The organism is Calothrix sp. NIES-2100, from assembly GCF_963875285.1.
In the GTDB taxonomy this organism is placed as follows: domain Bacteria; phylum Cyanobacteriota; class Cyanobacteriia; order Cyanobacteriales; family Nostocaceae; genus Aulosira.
Genome location: NZ_CAWNLA010000001.1, coordinates 7,775,563 through 7,794,946, shown reverse-complemented (window position 1 = coordinate 7,794,946; position 19,384 = coordinate 7,775,563). Strand labels below are relative to the sequence as shown.

Annotated in this window: 12 protein-coding genes; 8 read left to right on the top strand and 4 right to left on the bottom strand. The window is 42.8% G+C overall.

Annotated features, from left to right (window positions below; all coding sequences use genetic code 11):
* The first annotated feature begins 57 nt into the window (after nt 1–57).
* The gene (locus tag AACU32_RS31775) at nt 58–3,006 is read left to right on the top strand and encodes a two-partner secretion domain-containing protein (RefSeq protein ID WP_096605747.1); all 2,949 of its coding nucleotides are present in this window, start codon (nt 58–60) and stop codon (nt 3,004–3,006) included.
* Between the two features lie 9 nt (nt 3,007–3,015).
* On the opposite strand, the gene AACU32_RS31770 is transcribed toward AACU32_RS31775, so the two are convergent.
* Nucleotides 3,016–4,323 (bottom strand): ATP-binding response regulator, encoded by a 1,308-nt coding sequence (locus AACU32_RS31770; protein ID WP_339378428.1) that lies wholly within the window; start codon nt 4,321–4,323, stop codon nt 3,016–3,018.
* Nucleotides 4,324–4,594: 271 nt separating this feature from the next.
* Between AACU32_RS31770 and AACU32_RS31765 the strand changes: the two genes are divergently transcribed.
* The 5 genes from AACU32_RS31765 (at nt 4,595) to AACU32_RS31745 (ending at nt 14,278) form a co-directional block, all read left to right on the top strand.
* On the top strand, nt 4,595–7,156 hold the full coding sequence (locus tag AACU32_RS31765; protein ID WP_096605745.1) for a CHAT domain-containing protein: 2,562 nt from the start codon (nt 4,595–4,597) through the stop codon (nt 7,154–7,156).
* 190 nt (nt 7,157–7,346) lie between these two features.
* Nucleotides 7,347–8,465 (top strand): DUF928 domain-containing protein, encoded by a 1,119-nt coding sequence (locus AACU32_RS31760; RefSeq protein ID WP_096605743.1) that lies wholly within the window; start codon nt 7,347–7,349, stop codon nt 8,463–8,465.
* Between the two features lie 169 nt (nt 8,466–8,634).
* A complete protein-coding gene (locus AACU32_RS31755) occupies nt 8,635–11,442 on the top strand; it encodes a CHASE2 domain-containing protein (RefSeq protein ID WP_096605741.1) in 2,808 nt (935 codons plus the stop codon).
* Nucleotides 11,439–12,767 carry a hybrid sensor histidine kinase/response regulator gene (locus AACU32_RS31750; protein ID WP_096605739.1) on the top strand — a complete coding sequence of 443 codons (1,329 nt, stop codon included), beginning with the start codon at nt 11,439–11,441 and terminating at the stop codon, nt 12,765–12,767. Before AACU32_RS31755 ends, AACU32_RS31750 begins: the two co-directional genes overlap by 4 nt.
* Before the next feature lie 1,136 nt (nt 12,768–13,903).
* Nucleotides 13,904–14,278, top strand: coding sequence for a hypothetical protein (locus AACU32_RS31745; protein ID WP_096605735.1), 375 nt, complete (start codon nt 13,904–13,906; stop codon nt 14,276–14,278).
* Between the two features lie 7 nt (nt 14,279–14,285).
* Here the strand turns inward: AACU32_RS31745 and AACU32_RS31740 are convergent, their stop codons facing one another.
* Nucleotides 14,286–14,471 carry a DUF3140 domain-containing protein gene (locus tag AACU32_RS31740; protein WP_096605733.1) on the bottom strand — a complete coding sequence of 62 codons (186 nt, stop codon included), beginning with the start codon at nt 14,469–14,471 and terminating at the stop codon, nt 14,286–14,288.
* 9 nt (nt 14,472–14,480) lie between these two features.
* On the bottom strand, nt 14,481–14,696 hold the full coding sequence (locus AACU32_RS31735) for a hypervirulence associated TUDOR domain-containing protein (RefSeq protein WP_096605731.1): 216 nt from the start codon (nt 14,694–14,696) through the stop codon (nt 14,481–14,483).
* 271 nt (nt 14,697–14,967) lie between these two features.
* On the opposite strand from AACU32_RS31735, the gene AACU32_RS31730 reads away from it, so the two are divergent.
* On the top strand, nt 14,968–15,903 hold the full coding sequence (locus AACU32_RS31730; protein ID WP_096605729.1) for a bestrophin family protein: 936 nt from the start codon (nt 14,968–14,970) through the stop codon (nt 15,901–15,903).
* Nucleotides 15,904–15,906: 3 nt separating this feature from the next.
* On the opposite strand, the gene AACU32_RS31725 is transcribed toward AACU32_RS31730, so the two are convergent.
* Nucleotides 15,907–16,755: a M28 family peptidase gene (locus AACU32_RS31725; protein ID WP_096608261.1), complete on the bottom strand. Its 849-nt coding sequence runs from the start codon at nt 16,753–16,755 to the stop codon at nt 15,907–15,909.
* Between the two features lie 357 nt (nt 16,756–17,112).
* On the opposite strand from AACU32_RS31725, the gene dnaK reads away from it, so the two are divergent.
* The gene (dnaK, locus tag AACU32_RS31720) at nt 17,113–19,380 is read left to right on the top strand and encodes a molecular chaperone DnaK (RefSeq protein WP_096605727.1); all 2,268 of its coding nucleotides are present in this window, start codon (nt 17,113–17,115) and stop codon (nt 19,378–19,380) included.
* Nucleotides 19,381–19,384: the final 4 nt, after the last annotated feature.

Here is a 19,384-nt window from a genome sequence, read left to right as displayed (position 1 = left end):
TTAACACTAACATTGTGGGCAACCTAACTTGTGTGAGAGCAAGGGAGTATTGAAGGTATGAGTACAATTAAATTTCTTGCAGCATTTACCACACTTTTATTGACTGCGGGAATGATATTACCTGCAATAGGTCAGGTGACATCTGATGATACAACTAACACCATTGTTAACACTGACGGGAATAATTTCACTATTTTGAATGGAATTCAAAAAGGTAATAATTTATTTCATAGTTTCAGCAAGTTTTCAGTGCCTAGTGCAGGTTCAGCCACATTTAATTTAGTAAATACACCCAATATTACAACTATATTTAGTCGGGTAACTGGAGGAAATATTTCCGAAATAAATGGCTTACTTGGCACAATTGGTGGCAATAACCCCGTAAATTTGTTTTTAATCAATCCGGCAGGAATTATCTTTGGTAAAGATGCCATATTGAATATTAGCGGCTCATTTGTAGGGACAACAGCCAATAGTATTAAATTTGCCGATGGGACGGAATTTAGTGCAGTAAATACAACGACACCACCATTATTAACTATGACTGTACCCATTGGTTTGCAGATGGGTAGTGCTGCAAGTCAAATTCAGGTACAAGGTAAAGGTAATGATGGCATTGTACCGACCAATAATTTAGGAATAGTTGCCAGTCCGGGAAAGACAATTGCCTTAGTTGGGGGAGATATCAAATTTACAGGTGGTGTCATAACTGCACCTGTGGGTCGAATTGAAGTAGGTGCAGTGGGGAGTGGTACGGTGAATTTAACACCCACACCCGCAGGATGGCAATTAGGTTATACAGAGATTGCAGATTTTGGCGATATACAATTTACAGAGCGTTCCTCGTTGTGGAATCCCTATCCTGTGGGCAATCCGTTTGGGGGTATTCAAGTAGTGGGGAGGGATATTACCTTAAATCAATCCCAAATAGCCGCAGCAACTGCTGGTACTGGGCAGGGTGGTAATATTACGGTCAATGCAGTGCGATCGCTCTTTTTAGGTGGAGTAAATCCCTATGCTTATGCTCCTAGTGCCTGGATTGTCAATCAGGTAGCACCAGGGGTAACGGGAAACGGGGGTGCTGTGAATATTCAAGCAGGACAATTGACTTTAAAGGATGGTGCAGCCATTGAAACTCTCAGCCTAGGTGCAGGCGCAGCAGGGAAAGTCCAGGTAATCGCTGATACCATTGCCGCTACAGGTGCTATTGCCCTGCAATCTCCACTTGCACCTTCTGGGAGTAGCAGTAGCCGTATTGGTAGCCAAACTTTCGCATCGGGAGATGGAGGAGATATCAGCGTGGTTGCCCACAAACTCACTCTTGAAGATAGTGGACTAGTGGGAACAATTGTTTTTCCGGGAGCAACTGGACAGGGGGGAAATGTGACTGTTGATGTTGCTGATAATATTTATGCCAACGGGGTTAACCCGAACAGCTTGCTTTCCAGCGGCGTAAGTAGTTACACATTCGGCATTGGTAATAGTGGTAATGTTAATGTCTCCACAGGGGAATTGAATCTTATGGATGGGGGAGGTATTTTTACCTTTGCTAGTCGTTTGGCAGGAATACCAGGAACAGGTTTTGGCAACAGCGGAAATGTCACTGTGATGGCACGGCAAGGTATTAATATGGTAGGTGCATCCCCAGTTTCGCCAGCCCAAATCAGCTTTATTGGTAGTTCTACTACTGGCTCTGGTAATGGCGGTAATGTATTGCTTACTACACCTTTTCTTTCGATGCAAGCCGGAGCTTCTTTAGCCACAAGTTCTATATCCGTAATTGGTAGCTTTGGCGATTCCAGTCAGTCCAATAATCTGGGAAATGCTGGTAATATCAGTGTAAATGTAGAAGAGCGTTTAACCATCAGCGGCATCAATCCTTTTACAAAGGCTTCCACTCTCTTAGGAAGCTTAACCTATGGCAATGGTAAAGCTGGCGATGTGACGCTCCAAACTAATCAATTGCAGGTACTTGATGCCGGGGCAGTTGGTAACGTTACTGGCGGTACTGGCGATGCAGGCGCTTTGACAATTCAGGCAAATGACATTCTAGTAGAAGGTAAGAATATCCATACCTCAGCAATTGCTGCTGGTGCACTAATTCCACTTGAAACCGCCCGTCGATTTTATAATTTACCAGACGCACCTACAGGCAACATAGGTGTATTAAACATCAATACCCAGCAGCTAACAGTTCGTGATGGTGGTAGGGTTAGCGTCACCTATGAAGGTACAGGTAACGCTGGACAGTTAAATATCCAAGCTGAGCAAGTCTTTTTGGATACTGGAAATATTATTGCTACCACTGCATCTGGAAAAGGTGGCGATATAAATTTAGCGATCGGAAATAATTTATTGAGCCGTCATGGAAGTAAAATTAACGCCGAAGCAGGTGGTAATGGTAACGGTGGCAACATCAACATCTCCTCTCCAGTGATTGTCGGTTTAGAAAATAGTGATATCATTGCCAATGCTTTTAATGGTAATGGCGGTAACATCAACATTACCACCCAAGGTATTTTCGGATTAAAATATAGCACCCAACTCACAAGCGAAAATAATATCACTGCTAGTTCTCAATTTGGCGTCAATGGTACAGTTGATATTAATAATTTTGGTGTTGACCCCAATTCTGGTTTAATCGAATTACCAGCAAATATTACTGATTCATCACAACAGATTGCTACAGGTTGTTCTAATAATATTGGTAGCAGTTTTGTAGCCACGGGACGCGGTGGTGTAGCGCAAAATCCAACTCAAGGAGTGGGGAGCGATGTCTACGACGGGCTACACCTACGCACTTGGTCTGACATCCGCGATATCTCTGCATACCGCCAAACACAGCAAATACAAGCACAAATACCCCAATCGCCAAAAGTTCTTGTCCAAGCTACATCTTGGCATCGTAACGCCCAAGGCAAAATCGAGTTAGTCGCAGATAAATCTTCTGCTGTGGTGCAACAAACATTAACTTGTGCTGGAGTTAGCGAATATTCTCGTTATTAGTTCTCAAAACTACTTATCAGCCAGGGGGATTTCAATGGTAAAGCAACTTCCTTTACCAACCTCACTCTGAATCCAGACATTACCGCCATGTTGTTCAACAATTCGCTTTACCAAAACAAGTCCTAATCCACTTCCCTCATATCGACGGTTCAAACCGCTATCTAATTGGACAAAAGGTTGAAAAAGTTTATCGATGTTTTCTGGGGCTATACCAATGCCAGTATCAGTTACAGATATAATCAGCAAAGAATGATGATTTTGTGTGCTGTCAATATCTTTAATATCTCTTGTATAAGCTGATGTAGGGAAATACCCCACTTTTAGTGTCACCGTACCACCTTTAGCAGTAAATTTGACCGCGTTACTAAGTAAATTTATGATTGATTGCGATATGCGTCGCCTGTCAATTGTAATTTTTGTCAAATTAGGCTGAATTTCTGCAATTAATTGAATCTCTTTATTCGCTGCTTGTTGACTGATTATGAGCAGAACATCAGCACAAAGTTCCTCAACACTAACTGATGTCAGTTCAAGCTCTATTTTTCCGGCTTCGATTCTTGATACATCTAAGATATCGTTGATCAATCCCAGTAGATGTTCTCCACTTTGTTCGATTGTTGATAAAGCTGCTTTTTGTCGCTCGTTGATAGTACCAAAAATTTCATCGTTCAATCCTTCTGTCATACCCAAAATGGCACTTAGAGGAGTCCGAAGTTCATGACTCATCACAGAGAGGAAATTACTTTTTGCTTGGTTAGCAATTTCTGCCTTCTCTTTGGCCTGAACTAGTTCAGCAGTGCGTTCTTGAACAAGTTTTTCCAGTTCCACTTGTAGTGTGTACAAGGAAATATGAGCTTTGATCCTTGCTAATACTTCCTTTTCTTGGAAGGGTTTGCTAATGTAATCGACTGCGCCTAACTCTAAAGCACGGACTTTACTACTAGTATCAGATAAAGCAGTCATAAATATGACGGGAATATTTGCCGTGATCGCATTGGCTTTCAACCGGCGACAAGTTTCAAATCCATCGATTCCTGGCATCATGACATCTAGCATTATTAAATAGGGATGGGCATATTCTGCTTGTTCAATAGCTGATTCTCCATCCCTTGCCATCAGTATCTTCCAGCCACATTCTTGAATAATTTTCGATAACACTTTGAGATTAATAGGATTATCATCTACTAAAAGAATATGCTTTGGTAGGGTCAAACAATCTTCTATCATTTTGAATGCCTTTGCAAATATGATTTCCTGTTTTCCTTTGCTTTGAGCAACAAAAGCAAGTTTTACAGCATCTTCCTGTAAATGAACCACAATTTTATATCTCACGCATACCGCCGAAGCGGAACCCACTTTCTTAGGCGCATAGACGCGGAGCGGCTTCCCGCTTTCTTAGGCGCAAAGGAACAAAGAAATACAGATATCAGCCTGTGGTCTAAATACATGAAAACTGCTGTAAGCATGACACAGTATTTTAATTTTAGGCGATCGCCCACAAACTGATAGATTCCACAATCAACTGGGCAATATAAATTAGGATGTATCCTACAACACTTATTTGATAACTAGTTATTAATCAAGTTATATGAATTTAGGTGATTCTTTTTCAATAAAACAACGTCGTTGGCTGTATCCGTACTTAAGTATTTTTAGCTTATTTTTAGCATCTACGATTATACCTGTTAACGCATCCGTACCCGTCACAACCCCTATTGTCTCTTCTACTCAGGCTACTAATTCCCTAGAACAAGGACGAAACCTCTACAGTTCGGGACAGTTTGCTGAAGCTATCAGAGCTTGGCAAACGGCAGCACAACAGTATCATACTCAAGGCGATCGCATCAACGAAGCTCTAAGTTTGAGTTACCTTTCATCAGCACAACAGGAACTCAATTCTTGGGAAGCAGCAAGCCTTTCAATTGAGCAAAGTCTGAAACTGTTGCAAACGGCTAAACCCGCTGCTGATGCGATTCTTTGGGCACAGGTACTCAATACCCAAGCAAATTTGCAATTGCATAAAGGCAAAGCCGAAATCGCCCTAGAAAATTGGCAACAAGCTCAAAAATATTATGAGCAAGCAGGGGACAAAATGGGCAGCTTGGGTAGTCAAATCAACTCTGCACAAGCTTTACAAAGTTTGGGATTTTACCGCCGTGCTAAACAGCAGTTAGAAGCGCTGACCCAAAAGCTGTTAACAATGCCAGATTCGGAAGTTAAAGTCACTGGGTTGCGATCGCTTGCTTTAGCTTTACAAATGACTGGCGATTTGACCAATAGTCAACAGATATTGGAGCAAAGTTTAGCAATAGCGAATAAAATTGCCGCTAGACCTTATTTGAGTTCTATATTGCTGAATTTGGGCAAAAACGCTGTTGAGTTACAAGATCCACAAGCAGCATTAGATTACTTTGAACAGGCACAACAAATAGCCACCAACCCAGGCGATCAGTTGCAAGGGCGTTTAGCTCAGTTTAAACTTTTCCTCTACTATGACAAGCCTGAGCTTGCTGCTCCCCTAGCACCGCAACTGCTACAACAACTTGGAGAATTACCCCCCAGTCACAGTTCTCTCTACGCAGCGATCAATTTTGTTGCCACCGTCAATCAGCTAAAAAATCCTGAAAAAATTATACCCCTGAAAGACCTGGCACAACTCATGGCAGTTACAGTTAAGTCTGCACAGCAAATTCAAGATGCCCAAGCAGAAGCCTATGCACTGCATCAGTGGGGAAAACTCTATAGTCGGACACAGCAGTTATCACAAGCACGGGAGTTAATGGAGAAATCTCTTAACATTGCCCGTCAACTGCAAGCTGAGGATATCATTGCTCAATCTGCTTGGCAGGTGGGAAAACTATATAAACAACAGGGCGATCGCTCACAAGCAATTACTGCCTATACTGAAGCAGTGAAAGCTTTAAAGTCCATTCGACGGGATTTAGTTGCAGTCAATACCGATATCCAGTTTTCCTTCCGGGAAAGTGTGGAGCCTGTTTACCGGGAATTGGTAGCTTTACTGCTAGATAATCAACCCAGCCAAGCCGCACTCATCCAAGCTCGTGACTTGATTGAAGGACTACAAGTTGCAGAACTCGATAACTTTTTCCGGGAAGCGTGTTTAGATCGGGCGCAGCAAATTGACCAGGTTGACCCCCAAGCCACTGTTATCTATCCGATTATCTTACCAGATCGGCTAGCGGTAATTCTCTCCAAAACCGGGCAACCACTGCGTTACTATGTGACAGCAAAACCGCAAACGGAAATTGAACAAACTCTAGGTAATTTGTTGGCTAGCTTTAATCCTGTTTCCGACTCCAAAGAACGCGATCGCACCTCCAAACAAGTTTATGATTGGTTGATTCGCCCTGCGGAAATGGATCAAGCCTTCAAAGATAGCAAAACACTAGTATTTGTTTTAGATGGACGTTTGCGTAATATCCCGGTAGCGGCTTTGTATGACGGGCAGCAATATCTGATTGAGAAGTATGCTGTAGCCCTTTCACCAGGAATGCAATTAATGGCGGCGCGATCGCTCTCTTCAAAGCGCATCGATGCGATCGTTGGTGGTATCAGTGAATCTCGTCATGGCTTTAGTGCTTTACCTGCTGTGGAATCAGAAGTCCAGAAAATCTCCAAAACAGTGTCATCTTCAATGATGCTCAACCAAAAATTTACCTCTCAAGCCTTGGGCGATCGCGTGAAATTTAGTAGTGCTGATGTTGTCCACCTCGCAACCCACGGACAATTTAGCTCTCGCTTAGAAGATACCTTCTTACTGACTTGGGATGGAGAAGTCAATATAAAAGAATTGTCTGAACTCCTCAAAAACCGAGGTAACGATCCATCGAAAGCGATCGAATTGCTAGTATTAAGCGCCTGTGATACCGCAACCGGGGACGATCGCGCCGTTCTGGGACTAGCAGGCTTGGCTGTCAAATCTGGTGCCCGTTCCACCCTCGCCACCCTCTGGCCCGTCAAAGATAAAGCAGCAGAGATGCTGATGACGCGCTTTTATGACCAACTGCGACAGCCCAAAATCACTAAAGCGGAAGCATTAAGGCAAGCCCAAATTAACCTAATTCGCCAAACTGATTTTCGCGATCCTTTCTTTTGGTCTGCCTTTGTTTTGGTTGGTAACTGGCTTTAAATACGTAATTTTACATAAAAAACACTTGGTAAAATTGCATATTTTTTTACAATTTAAAAGTCATGATTAATGTATATTACTAGTTAAGTATTTACTCATTTGACTTTTAAGTAAAGTTATTTTCCAGCTTCTCCCCACAATCAGAATCAGCCTACTTAGTATTACTTTTTCTCACCTAAGGTGCAACATCATGAAACGTCGATATTTAGCTAGTACATTGAGCATCATTGCTCTACTGGCTAGCAGTACATGGAATAGTGCCCATGCTGTGAAATTTACCCCACCAACTAACAATGGTGCTCCCAGCCAATCAACCGGGGGAGCTTCCCGTGGTAGTTTCTTTATACCTGCTTCTGGAAAAGGCGCTCCCAGCCAAGCAACCGGAGGAGCTTCCCGTGGTAGTTTATTTACACCGAGAGATGGAAAAGGTTCTCCCAGCCAAGCCACTGGAGGAGCTTCGCGAGGTAGCCTGTTTACACCAGCCACAGGCAAGGGCACACCCCAACAAGCAAGTGGAGGAGCTTCGCGAGGTAGCCTGTTTACACCAGCCACAGGCAAGGGAGCGCCCCAACAAGCAGCGGGAGGAGCTTCGCGAGGTGAACTATTTACACCAGCCACAGGCAAGGGAGCGCCCCAACAAGCAGCGGGAGGAGCCTCCCGAGGTGAGCTATTTACACCCGCAGCAGGTAAAGGCACTCCTCAACAGACAAGTAGTGGAGCTTCTCGCCTTGGTACTTACTACTTAAATCCTGCAAATGTAGGCGCAGCAGGCCCAGCAGCCTTAATTGCACTCCTACCCGAGAACTTCTATGGCACAACGGTGTCGGAACATCCCACAATTCTGGTCTATCTCCCTGCTTCTAATGCAGAAGAAGCTGTGTTTAGCCTCAAGGATGAAGCTGGCAATACACAGCATCAAATGACCATTCCCATTGCGGGGAAAGCCGGAGTAATCGCAGTCAAATTACCAGCCGATGCACCCGCATTAGCCGTAGGGAAAAACTACCATTGGTTTTTGGCTATCAAAGTTGATGGACAACTCAGCCCCAGTACACCTTATGTTGATGGTTGGATTCAGCGCATCCAGCCTAGTGCTGAGTTAGCAGCAGCAATGCAGCAAGAAGATGCACTCAAACGGGCAGCAGCTTTTGGTCAAAACGGCGTTTGGTATGACTGCGTGGAAACACTTGCAGCCCTACACAGTGCCCAACCCACCGATGTGAATCTTACTAAGCAATGGGAGGAACTCCTCTCCTCAGTAAGCTTGAAAGATATTGCGACAGCAAACATAGCAGTATCTACGAATTAATAAAAATTGGGGCATGGGGCATTGGGCATTGGGTAAGAGATGGGGGAGATGGGGAGGAGAGGGGAGATGGGGAAGAAAACTCCCCACACTCCCTCATCTCCCTCATCTCCATCATCTCCCTTGTCCCCCCTGCCCCCCTGCCCCCTACTCCCTAACCTATGGCGCAAATATGTGGCGCAAATTCCAGAGCATAATCCAACGCACTCGTAGTATTTTGATTATTACTCCCAGTGTTGCCTTGATTGTAATTGTCGGGCAGTCGTTGGGATTTTTCAATTTACTAGAATGGAAAATTCGCGATGAATGGGTTCGTCAGCGATCGCCAGAAACGATCGCTGATGAAATTGTCATTGTCACCATTGATGAGCGCGATATCCAATCGGTGCGTAAATGGCCAGTTCCAGATTGGGCATTAGCAAAATTAATAGAAAAAGTTCGGGCGCAGCAGCCGAGAGCCATTGGCTTGGATCTCTATCGAGATTTACCAGAAGGAAGCGGACATGAGCAACTAGTGAAAATCTTCCGCACCACTCCCAATTTAATTGGTGTGGAGAAAATCACCGGGGAACGTGTCAAGCCGCCGCCGGAATTAAAGAAACTCGATCAAGTAGGATTAGCCGATTTGGTGTTAGATGGCGATCGCTTTGTGCGCCGTGCTTTGTTGACAGCAGTTGATGCCAAAGAGCAAGGCACACTCAAAGCGGGTTTAGCAACTATGGTGGCGCTCAAGTACCTGGAAGCTGATAAAATTACCTTAGAAAGTATTAACCCCCAGCAGCAAAAGTTTCAATTAGGCAAAGCAATTTATCAGCCACTGAGCAATCAGGAAGCAGGCTATGCGGATGCTGATTTAGGCGGCTATCAAATTCTCCTCAATTGGCATGGTTCCGAAGCCGCATTTTGCACAGTGGCGATGCGCGATGTCTTAGCCGGACGAATTCCCGTCAACCTGATGCGCGATCGCATGGTGTTTATTGGTTCGTTTGCTTCGAGTACCAATGATTTTTTCAGTACCCCTTTCTCTTCCTGGTTATCTGCGCAAAAACCTACGCCTGGTGTTGTGATTCATGCCAATATTGCCCATCAATTGGTAACAGGGGCAAAAACAGGCAAAGGAACCTTGCATGGAGTTTCCGGCATTTCTCTGTCACTGTGGATTGTATTTTGGTCTGTCATCGGTTCCGGTGGTAGTTGGTTGTTATCTAGTAGCAAGCTGCGGATTCCTGGGGGTAAAATTCTCTGGGCAACTGTTGGTATCAGTGGCCTATGTCTGGCTGGTGGCTATGGGCTGTTCTTGGATGGGATTTTGATTCCAGTCACACCTGCTTTAGCTGCATTCATCAGCGCTGTAATTGCCACCACTAATGCTTATAAACAACAACGCCTAGAAGAATCAAATCAGCAACTGGAAATTGCTAACAATCAACTTTTGGATTATTCCAAAACTCTAGAGTTCAAAGTGGAAGAGCGAACACATGAACTGCTAGAAGCTAAGCAAGCTGCTGATGCTGCTAACCAAGCTAAAAGCGAGTTTCTCGCCAATATGAGTCATGAGTTACGCACACCACTCAATGGCATTTTGGGTTTTGCTAAGGTGCTAGAAACAGCACCCAACATGACCAAGAAAAACCTGGAAGGTGTCAGCATTATCTACCAATGTGGGACACATCTCCTGATGCTGATTAATGATATTCTCGACCTCTCAAAAATTGAAGCGCGTAAATTAGAATTAGTGGCGAATACTGTAAATTTGTCCAGCTTTTTACATGGTGTCACCGAAATTTGTAGTATCCGCGCTGAGCAGAAAGGGATTGGATTTAACATATTCATAGACGATCACTTACCAATTGCCATTCAAGTTGATGAAAAGCGGCTCAGGCAAGTGTTAATCAACTTACTAGGCAATGCTATCAAATTCACAGACAACGGTAGCGTCACTTTCAAAGTAGAAGTCATTAGTCATTCGTCATTAGTCATTGGTCAAGAATTGAAACAAATGACAAATGACAATGGACAAATGACACACCAGAAGATTCGCTTTCAGATTGAAGATACAGGTATTGGGATGTCCCCAGACCAACTAGAAAAAATCTTTTTGCCCTTTGAGCAAGTAGGCGAAGCTGGGCGAAAATCTGAAGGTACTGGCTTAGGATTAGCAATCAGTCAAAAAATTGCAACATTGATGGAAAGTCAAATTCAGGTGCAGAGTCACTTGGGTGAAGGTAGTCTTTTTTGGCTAGAATTGACAGTTCCAGTCCCAGTTTCCCACGATTGGCAGATCGGCGCACTTAGCCCAACTCATCAGAAAATCATCGGCATTCGGGGTAGTACACCGCAAATTCTCATCGTCGATGATGATATTAACCACCGTTCAATGTTGACAAGTTTGCTGCAAGGAATTGGCTGTCAAACTCTGGAAGCAACCGATGGTAAACAGGGGCTAGAAATGGCAAATGAACATCACCCAGATGTGATTTTGTTGGATTTAGCCATGCCGAATATGGATGGCTTTGAACTCATGGTTCACTTACAAGAAAATCCGCAAACTTCTAATATTCCGATTATTGTTTCTACTGCTAGCGTCTTCGAGGAAAATCGCCAACGCAGTTTACAAGCAGGAGCAACAGCATTTTTACCCAAACCCCTACAAATTGATGAACTATTTAATGCACTGCTATTACTGCTCAAAGTTGAGTGGATTTATGCTGAATCTGCATCTGTAACCTCATCTTCCCAATCTCAGGAGACAGGCGAGGCTGAATTAGTTCTACCATCACAAGAAGTGTTGCAACAACTGTATCATTTGGCAATGATGGGAGATATTCCGACAATAGAGGGAATTATAGAAGAGCTAATGCAGCAAAATAGCCAGCTAGATGCTTTTGCAACTGAGTTAAGTAAACTCACTAGCAATTTTCAAACCGCAAAAATCCGTAAATTCCTAAAATCTTTTGTCACAACGGAGTCACATCAATGATCGCCGATCCGCTTACAAAACCAATGCATATCCTTTTGGTGGATGATAATCCCAACAATCTTAAAGTGCTGTCAGAAGCGATTCTTGGATGTGGCTGGAAAGCACTCATGGCTACAGATGGAGAATCGGCGATTGAACAAACAGAATACGCCCATCCCGATCTCATTCTCCTGGATGTGATGATGCCAGGTATTGATGGGTTTGAAACTTGCCGCCGGCTGAAAGCTAATCCCCATACGCAAAATACTCCGGTCATTTTTATGACTGCCTTAGCTGATGCGACAGACAAAGTCAAAGGGCTGGAAATTGGTGCGGTTGATTATATTACCAAACCTTTCCAACAAGAAGAAGTCATAGCCCGATTAAAGTTACACCTGAAAATTTCCCATCTCACACGAACATTAGAACAACGGGTGCAAGAACGTACCGCCCAATTAACTCAATCTGTACGAGAGTTACAACAAACCCAATTACAACTCATCCAAAGTGAGAAGATGTCCACCTTAGGACAACTAGTTGCTGGTATTGGGCATGAAATTAATAATCCGGTTGGTTTTATTAGCGGCAATTGTTCTCATATTGAGCAATATGTTAACGATTTACTGCGCCTGATACATCTCTATCAGGAAAAGTTACCTCATCGAGATCAGGATATTGATGAGCTAGTTGATGAAATCGATTTAGATTATATTACTCAGGATCTACCCAAATTGCTGGCATCAATGGCTCAAGGAATTGATCGCCTGAAGGAAATGAGCCTATCACTGAGAACTTTTGCGCGTTCGGATATCTCATCTAAAATAGAATATCAAATTCATGAAGGCATCAATAGCACCTTAATGCTATTAAAACATCGGCTCAAGGGCAATGGCGTAGACGCGAAGCGGCTTGTCGATAGACATCGCTCTAAAATCGAAGTTGTCACACAATATAGTGAATTACCCCCGATAACTTGCTATCCTGGACAGCTAAACCAGGTATTCATGAATATCATCGCCAATGCTATTGATGCATTTGAAGAATGCGATCGCAAGCACTCTGCTCAACAGGTAGTTGCCCAAGCAAAGACTATCACTATCACTACATCTGTTGATACCCACAAAGAAACTGTAACCATTTGCATCCAAGATAACGGCCCAGGAATGCTTCCAGAAGTGAAAGCTCGAATTTTTGAGCCATCGTTTACAACCAAGCCTGTAGGCAAGGGAACAGGGCTAGGATTAGCTATCAGCCACCAGATTATCGTCAATAAACACAATGGACAAATTAATTGCCTGTCAATCCCTGGTCAGGGTACATCGTTTATCATCACTCTGCCGATTTAGATCTGGCTTGTGGGCAAGTCTCTAGACTATTGAGACAGGTTTTTTTGGTTAATTGCCGATATTAAATGATCCAATGAGTGAAAGTGAAGAGATCATCAGATGATTCCTCATCTGCTTCCTCTGGATAATTTATTTCTTGCTAGTCCCTGAGATGAATCCATTTGTCGCCATCATTTTTATAGTTGCTATCATTGATATTTATCAGTTTTTGTAACAAAAATATATAAAAAGTAAAGATTACAAATTATTTTTTTACTAAAGTATAAAAGAAGTGGAGGATTATCAGGGAATTTACGATTTTTTAGGGCATAGCTGTTACTTTTGAAATTAATAATCCCCTGTAGTACATGCTTTTACTTACTGTTAACTTTTTCAACTTTTTTCCCGAATCAGTGTATCTATGAATAGACTGGTTTTTCAGTATAGTAAGTTACTAATTTAGGAATTTGCTAAATGAATGTACAAAACAATAATCTTTCTCGGCTCAGGAATTCAAATATCAAAATCGGTTAGTAAGAAGTACAGTTAATTCCATCAGTCATTTCCAAAAGCAGCTATGTTCATGGCAGAGAAGCCACTGCTTTGTGGAAGTTCTTTTAAAGGTAGGGACTTAGGCTATAGACGCTTTGGTTCTCGTGTCATATATTGCGAATTCGGGTTTTTAGAGTTGGCTGCTCAACCCAAAACTACAGTTTGTATTGATAGTTCTTTCCTGATGCTCTCTACCTTTCTTTGTAGCTTCCAGATAATGTTAAGGTTGGTTAAGATTTGGCAACAATCAATTCAATTTTTTGAGCAAACGAATTGATCCCTAAAAACTTATGCTGCGTTTTGTGTAGTTTCCTGATACTAAATTGAAAATTTGGAATAATTAAAGTTAGATAGACAAAACATCGGTACATTCCCACTGTAGTAAGTGCTGTTTCTAAAGGTTCTACTGGTATTAAGTATAACTTTTAACTTTTGCATAGACAGCACATAGATGTTTAATAATTTTACCGAGATAGCATTTTAGATTCAGGGTTTGGCCATCTCTTAATGTAAATCACTTGTAGGTGGTTCTTTTGTCAAAGTTACCGCCTAGAAAATTTGCTCATGTACAAGTTATTGACTGGATAATAAAGGAGATGAAATTTATGAAAACGGTAGTTAATTTAACACAACAAACAGTCTTAGGAGAGATTGAAAGTGTATTAGATACATATCCATATCACCCGTATCAACAAGCTTTTGCAATTCCTGACTTGCGCCAAGAGTTAATAGCCTTTGTCCTCAACCGGATTCCTTGCTTGTTTTATACAATTTCTGAAGGGCTTCCCTTGGACGAAGCAGAAAAAGAGTGCTTGCTAAACTACAAGCGACCCCGTAGTCCTTTAGAGCAACAACTCCATGTCCAAAATTTGATTCATCAAGGAATTTACTCCATTTTCAAAGACAAGTCAGATTGGATTAGCCATCATCTATGTGAAAAAGTTCAGCCTGGATTAGAACCATCGCACTGGTTTGGCTGAACTCTAGTTACTTCTGAGGAGTTAAACAACTCCTCGATGCGCTTACGGATTTATGTCCGATTGATTCATCGTCGTCCTTTTTTTGCCCTACAGATTGAGATTCCTCAGTCTTCAGCCAAGATTCCAATTCTTTTGCTGTCATGTTGACTGAGGAATAAAACTCATCGATAGCTGATTTGACATCTTTACTCATCAAGTCAAACTACTCCTCAATATTTTCCAAAGCATCAGGTTTATGAGCAGCTTCTTTCCCAGTTTTGTCGCTTTTGACTAAATATTGGGGATTGTCTTTAGCAGCAGCGACATGATGTCCTTTGATATCTGTAGGCGAAGTCAATTTTTTCTCAACCTCGCCAGTGGTTTCACCTTGGGCTGTATTCCACTTTACCTTGTCGCCCTTGTTGAAGTCTTCAGTCATGATTTTTCCTTGCAGCTGTTTTATACCTGATTATTATGTTGACTGTGACAGCGTAATTAATCAGTCGAGAGACATAAACACTGCTAGAGGAGGCTATAGGTAGCCTTCTTCCAGATACCCGACTTCTTCTAGAAGTCGGGTATTTAAGCGATCGCGAATTATTTAGGACTGCTATAGTCAGCATTCGATAGAATTATCATTGTCAATTGGGCTACACCTAGAGTTATCATTTCTAAAATATCAATCGTGAACGGTTATTTAGGTAAGTTGCATGGCGGATGATAAAAAACTCAAACTTCCCATCGTTCTACAGGTTAAAGGGTCGGTTCTCAAAACCATTTCTAAAAATGTTATATGTTGTGGAATTTTCGGTACTATTATTTCCATACTTCACTATTTTAAATTCCCCGTTTCCCAACCTATTTTAGGGAGTGTGATTCCCAGTATTGTTTTAGGTTTATTACTAGTTTTTCGGACAAATACAGCATACGATCGCTTCTGGGAAGGAAGAAAAAGCTGGGGTTCTATAGTCAATACTGTCAGGAATTTGGCGCGACAAATCTGGGTGAGTGTTGATGAAATTTCCCCAGAGGATAGAAAAGATAAAAAAACAGCTTTATATCTATTAGTCGCTTTTGCTGTAGCAATCAAATTACATTTACGAGGGGAACCCGTAAACCATGAATTACGAGAATTAATGCCATCTTCGATGTATTTGGAACTAAAGATTATGAATAATCCTCCCATAGAGGTGGCGTTTTGGATTGGCGATTATTTACAACGACAATATAATCGTAATTGCCTAAATAGCTACCAGTTAATATCTATGCAAGAGCTATTGAATACTCTGGTAGATAATTTAGGAATTTGCGAGCGGATTTTAAGAACACCTATGCCACTTGCTTATGCTATTCATCTTAAGCAACTGTTATTACTTTACTGCCTGCTGCTACCCTTTCAAATGGTGAGTAGTCTGGGATGGTGGACTGGTATAATTACTTCTGTAGTCAGTTTTACTTTATTTGGTATTGAAGCTATTGGCTTAGAAATAGAAAACCCTTTTGGTTATGATGCTAACGATTTACCATTAGATACGATTTGCAAGACAATGAAGCTCAATATCGATGATTTAATTAGCTTAAGTCCAAATGCGCGATCGCAGTCTAGCAATTTTAGCAATGCCGAAGATTTTAGCCTGGGAAACTAGGGGTTATAACCGCCGAATGGCAATTTCTAGCCCTGCACATACACCTGTGAGAAAGTCTAAATCTAAAGTCGCGATCGCATCACTCGGTTTATGATAATGTGGATTACGTAAAAATGCCGTATCTGTAACCATAATTGCGGGATAACCTGCATCCCAAAAAGGTGCATGATCGCTGAGTCTAGTTTGCCGCACAATTAAACCTCGATTCGGTACTGGTAGCCACTGACTAGATACACCAACTTGGCGAATACTCCGACTCATGCTAATTAAGTCAGGTATAGTCCGCAGATTCCCAATTAAAGCAATAAAATCACCGGTATTTGGGTAAAAACGTTCTAGCGGGGGTGGATAACTCTGGCTACCAGGGGTAGAATCTTTATAACCCAGCATTTCTAAAGACAACATCAAGCGTAATGGTTGTTTTTGCTGGCGTAACAAAGCTGCATAGTCAGCACTACCTAGTAAGCCATATTCTTCCATATCAAAAGCTACCAGCCTTATGGGATATCTGGCTGGCTCAACAGCAAATTTGCTTGCCAATTCCAATAAAACCGCCACACCTGTAGCATTATCATCAGCGGCTACTGTTCCCGGTACGCCATCGTAGTGCGCAGCAATTAAAATAGGTGGCAAATTCCGTTTTTGCCGTTTAGCTTCAGCAGGTAAATTTAAGATGAGATTTTGGCAGGTTTTACCCCCAGCTTCAAAGGTGTGGATTTCCACACTTCCCCATTGGGCAAATTGCTGTCGAATATATTCTTGGACAAAAAAATGTCCAGCCGTGGCCATGTAGGGATCACGTTCTCGCGCTATTGCTGTTAGGTAAGTTTGTAATCGTTCTTTTAAACTCAATTGTTTAAATAAAGCTGCAATATCAAAGTTTGTAGACAACAGGTGAGGAGGGGGACACGGGGATGAGAGATATAGGGGAGAACGAATGACTAATGACTAATGACTAATGACCAATGACTATTAACCAGTAAAATCTTTGGAAAACAGGAATAGAGCGTGTTTGAACACACCAACCATTGTCAATGTTATCCTAGTCTTGCAACTAGCTGCTTTCGCTAAAATCCCGATCCTTTAAACCTGAATAATGAATAATGACTATTATACCTTTGAGGGGTTTTTATCCCAGAGCAAAAAGCTAGAGGCATTCTCGCCTAATCATAATATATATAGTAAGACACATTAGGAGTAGAGTAACGCATGGGCAAGGTAGTCGGCATCGACTTGGGTACAACCAACTCAGTAGTCGCCGTGATGGAGGGTGGCAAGCCGGTGGTGATTGCCAATGCAGAAGGAATGCGCACAACCCCCTCCGTTGTTGGCTTTAGCAAGGAAGGCGAAAAAGTTGTGGGACAAATGGCGCGGCGACAAACTGTGCTAAATCCCCAAAATACTTTTTTCGCGGTGAAACGCTTTATTGGGCGTAGGTATAGTGAACTAAATCCAGAATCGAAGCGCGTACCTTATACTATCCGCAAAGACGAAGTCGGTAATATTAAGATTGCTTGTCCCCGGTTGAATAAGGAATTCGCGGCTGAAGAAATTTCGGCAATGGTGCTGAAGAAATTGGCAGATGACGCTAGTACCTATTTGGGTGAACAAGTCACAGGGGCAGTAATTACGGTTCCTGCTTATTTTAATGATTCCCAGCGCCAAGCCACTCGCGATGCTGGCAGAATTGCTGGTTTAGAAGTATTGCGGATTCTGAATGAACCTACAGCCGCTTCTTTAGCTTATGGCTTGGATCGGGGGGATACGGAAACTATATTAGTATTCGATTTAGGTGGTGGCACCTTTGACGTATCGATTCTAGATGTAGGTGATGGGGTTTTTGAAGTTAAAGCCACTAGTGGAGATACTCAGCTTGGTGGTAATGATTTTGACAGAAAAATTGTAGACTGGTTAGCAGAGCAATTTTTAGAAGTAGAAGGGGTAGACTTAAGACGCGATCGCCAAGCTTTACAAAGGCTGATGGAAGCGGCGGAAAAAGCCAAAATTGAACTTTCTGCTGTCAGCGTTACCGATATTAACTTACCTTTCATCACCGCGACTGAGGATGGCCCCAAACATCTGGAAACTCGCATCACTCGCGCTCAATTTGAGGATTTGTGCGGTGATTTGGTCGGACGTTTGCGCACACCAGTCAAACGCGCCTTGAAAGATTCTGGTCTTTCACCCGCAGACATTGAAGAAGTGGTTTTAGTAGGCGGTTCTACCAGAATTCCAATGGTTAAGCAGTTAGTGCGTGACCTGATTGGTGCAGAACCAAGCGAAAATGTCAATCCCGATGAAGTAGTCGCAGTCGGTGCCGCCATTCAAGCTAGTATTCTGTCAGGGGAACTCAAAGATGTGCTGCTGTTGGATGTCACGCCCTTATCTGTGGGTTTGGAAACCATCGGCGGTGTGATGAAAAAATTAATTCCCCGCAATACCACCATCCCTGTACGCCGTTCTGATATCTTCTCTACCTCAGAAAATAACCAGAACACTGTGGAAATCCACGTAGTTCAGGGCGAGCGGGAAATGGCAGCAAATAACAAGTCTTTAGGACGTTTCAAGCTGTATGGTATACCCCCAGCGCCAAGAGGCATTCCTCAAATTCAGGTATCATTTGATGTAGATGCTAACGGCATTTTACAAGTAACAGCCTTAGATAGAACTACTGGTAGAGAGCAAAGTATCACTATTCAAGGTGCTTCGACTTTGAGCGAGTCAGAAGTGAACCGGATGATTCAGGAAGCGCAAAAATATGCTGATATCGACCGAGAACGCAAAGAACGAGTAGAAAAACGCACTCGTGCTGAGGGATTGATTGGTCAAGCAGAACGCCAACTCAGAGAAGTGGCGCTAGAATTCGGGATGCAGTTTGCGCGTAGTCGCCGCCAACGCATTGATAATATATCTCGCGAACTGAAGGATGCTTTAAAAGATAACGACGATCGCGGAATTGATCAAGCTTACTCCGACTTGCAAGATGCTTTGTATGAGCTAAACCGGGAAGTCCGCCAGTATTATGCTGAGGACGAAGATGACGACTTATTTGGTACTATTCGCGATATCTTCACTGGTGGCGACAAAGATAAGGAAAGGGATTCTCCGAGAGATTCATACTGGAATGATTCCTTTGGCAGGGATTCTACCAGAGACTATGGCAGGGATTCTAACAGGGATTATGGCAGGGATTCTACCAGGGACTATGGCAGAGACTCTAACAGGGATTATGGCAGGGATTCTACCAGAGACTCTAACAGGGATTATGGCAGGGATTCTACCAGGGATTATGGCAGGGATGCTAACAGAGACTCTAACAGAGACTATGGCAGGGATTCTACCAGGGATTATGGCAGGGATGCTAACAGAGACTATGGCCGAGATAATCGTTCCTCCTCCTCTGACAATCGGTCTTCTCGCAAACCTCGTCCCAGCTACCAGGATAACTGGGATGACGATGATGACGATTGGTTGTAGTACT

Bases quoted from the DNA above. Each gene is read 5' to 3' on its own strand.
- AACU32_RS31755 (WP_096605741.1), top strand. From the start codon at position 8,635: ATGTGGCGCAAATTCCAGAGCATAATCCAACGCACTCGTAGTATTTTG.
- dnaK (WP_096605727.1), top strand. From the start codon at position 17,113: ATGGGCAAGGTAGTCGGCATCGACTTGGGTACAACCAACTCAGTAGTC.
- AACU32_RS31750 (WP_096605739.1), top strand. From the start codon at position 11,439: ATGATCGCCGATCCGCTTACAAAACCAATGCATATCCTTTTGGTGGAT.
- AACU32_RS31735 (WP_096605731.1), bottom strand. From the start codon at position 14,696: ATGACTGAAGACTTCAACAAGGGCGACAAGGTAAAGTGGAATACAGCC.
- AACU32_RS31740 (WP_096605733.1), bottom strand. From the start codon at position 14,471: ATGAGTAAAGATGTCAAATCAGCTATCGATGAGTTTTATTCCTCAGTC.
- AACU32_RS31775 (WP_096605747.1), top strand. From the start codon at position 58: ATGAGTACAATTAAATTTCTTGCAGCATTTACCACACTTTTATTGACT.
- AACU32_RS31760 (WP_096605743.1), top strand. From the start codon at position 7,347: ATGAAACGTCGATATTTAGCTAGTACATTGAGCATCATTGCTCTACTG.
- AACU32_RS31765 (WP_096605745.1), top strand. From the start codon at position 4,595: ATGAATTTAGGTGATTCTTTTTCAATAAAACAACGTCGTTGGCTGTAT.
- AACU32_RS31745 (WP_096605735.1), top strand. From the start codon at position 13,904: ATGAAAACGGTAGTTAATTTAACACAACAAACAGTCTTAGGAGAGATT.
- AACU32_RS31730 (WP_096605729.1), top strand. From the start codon at position 14,968: ATGGCGGATGATAAAAAACTCAAACTTCCCATCGTTCTACAGGTTAAA.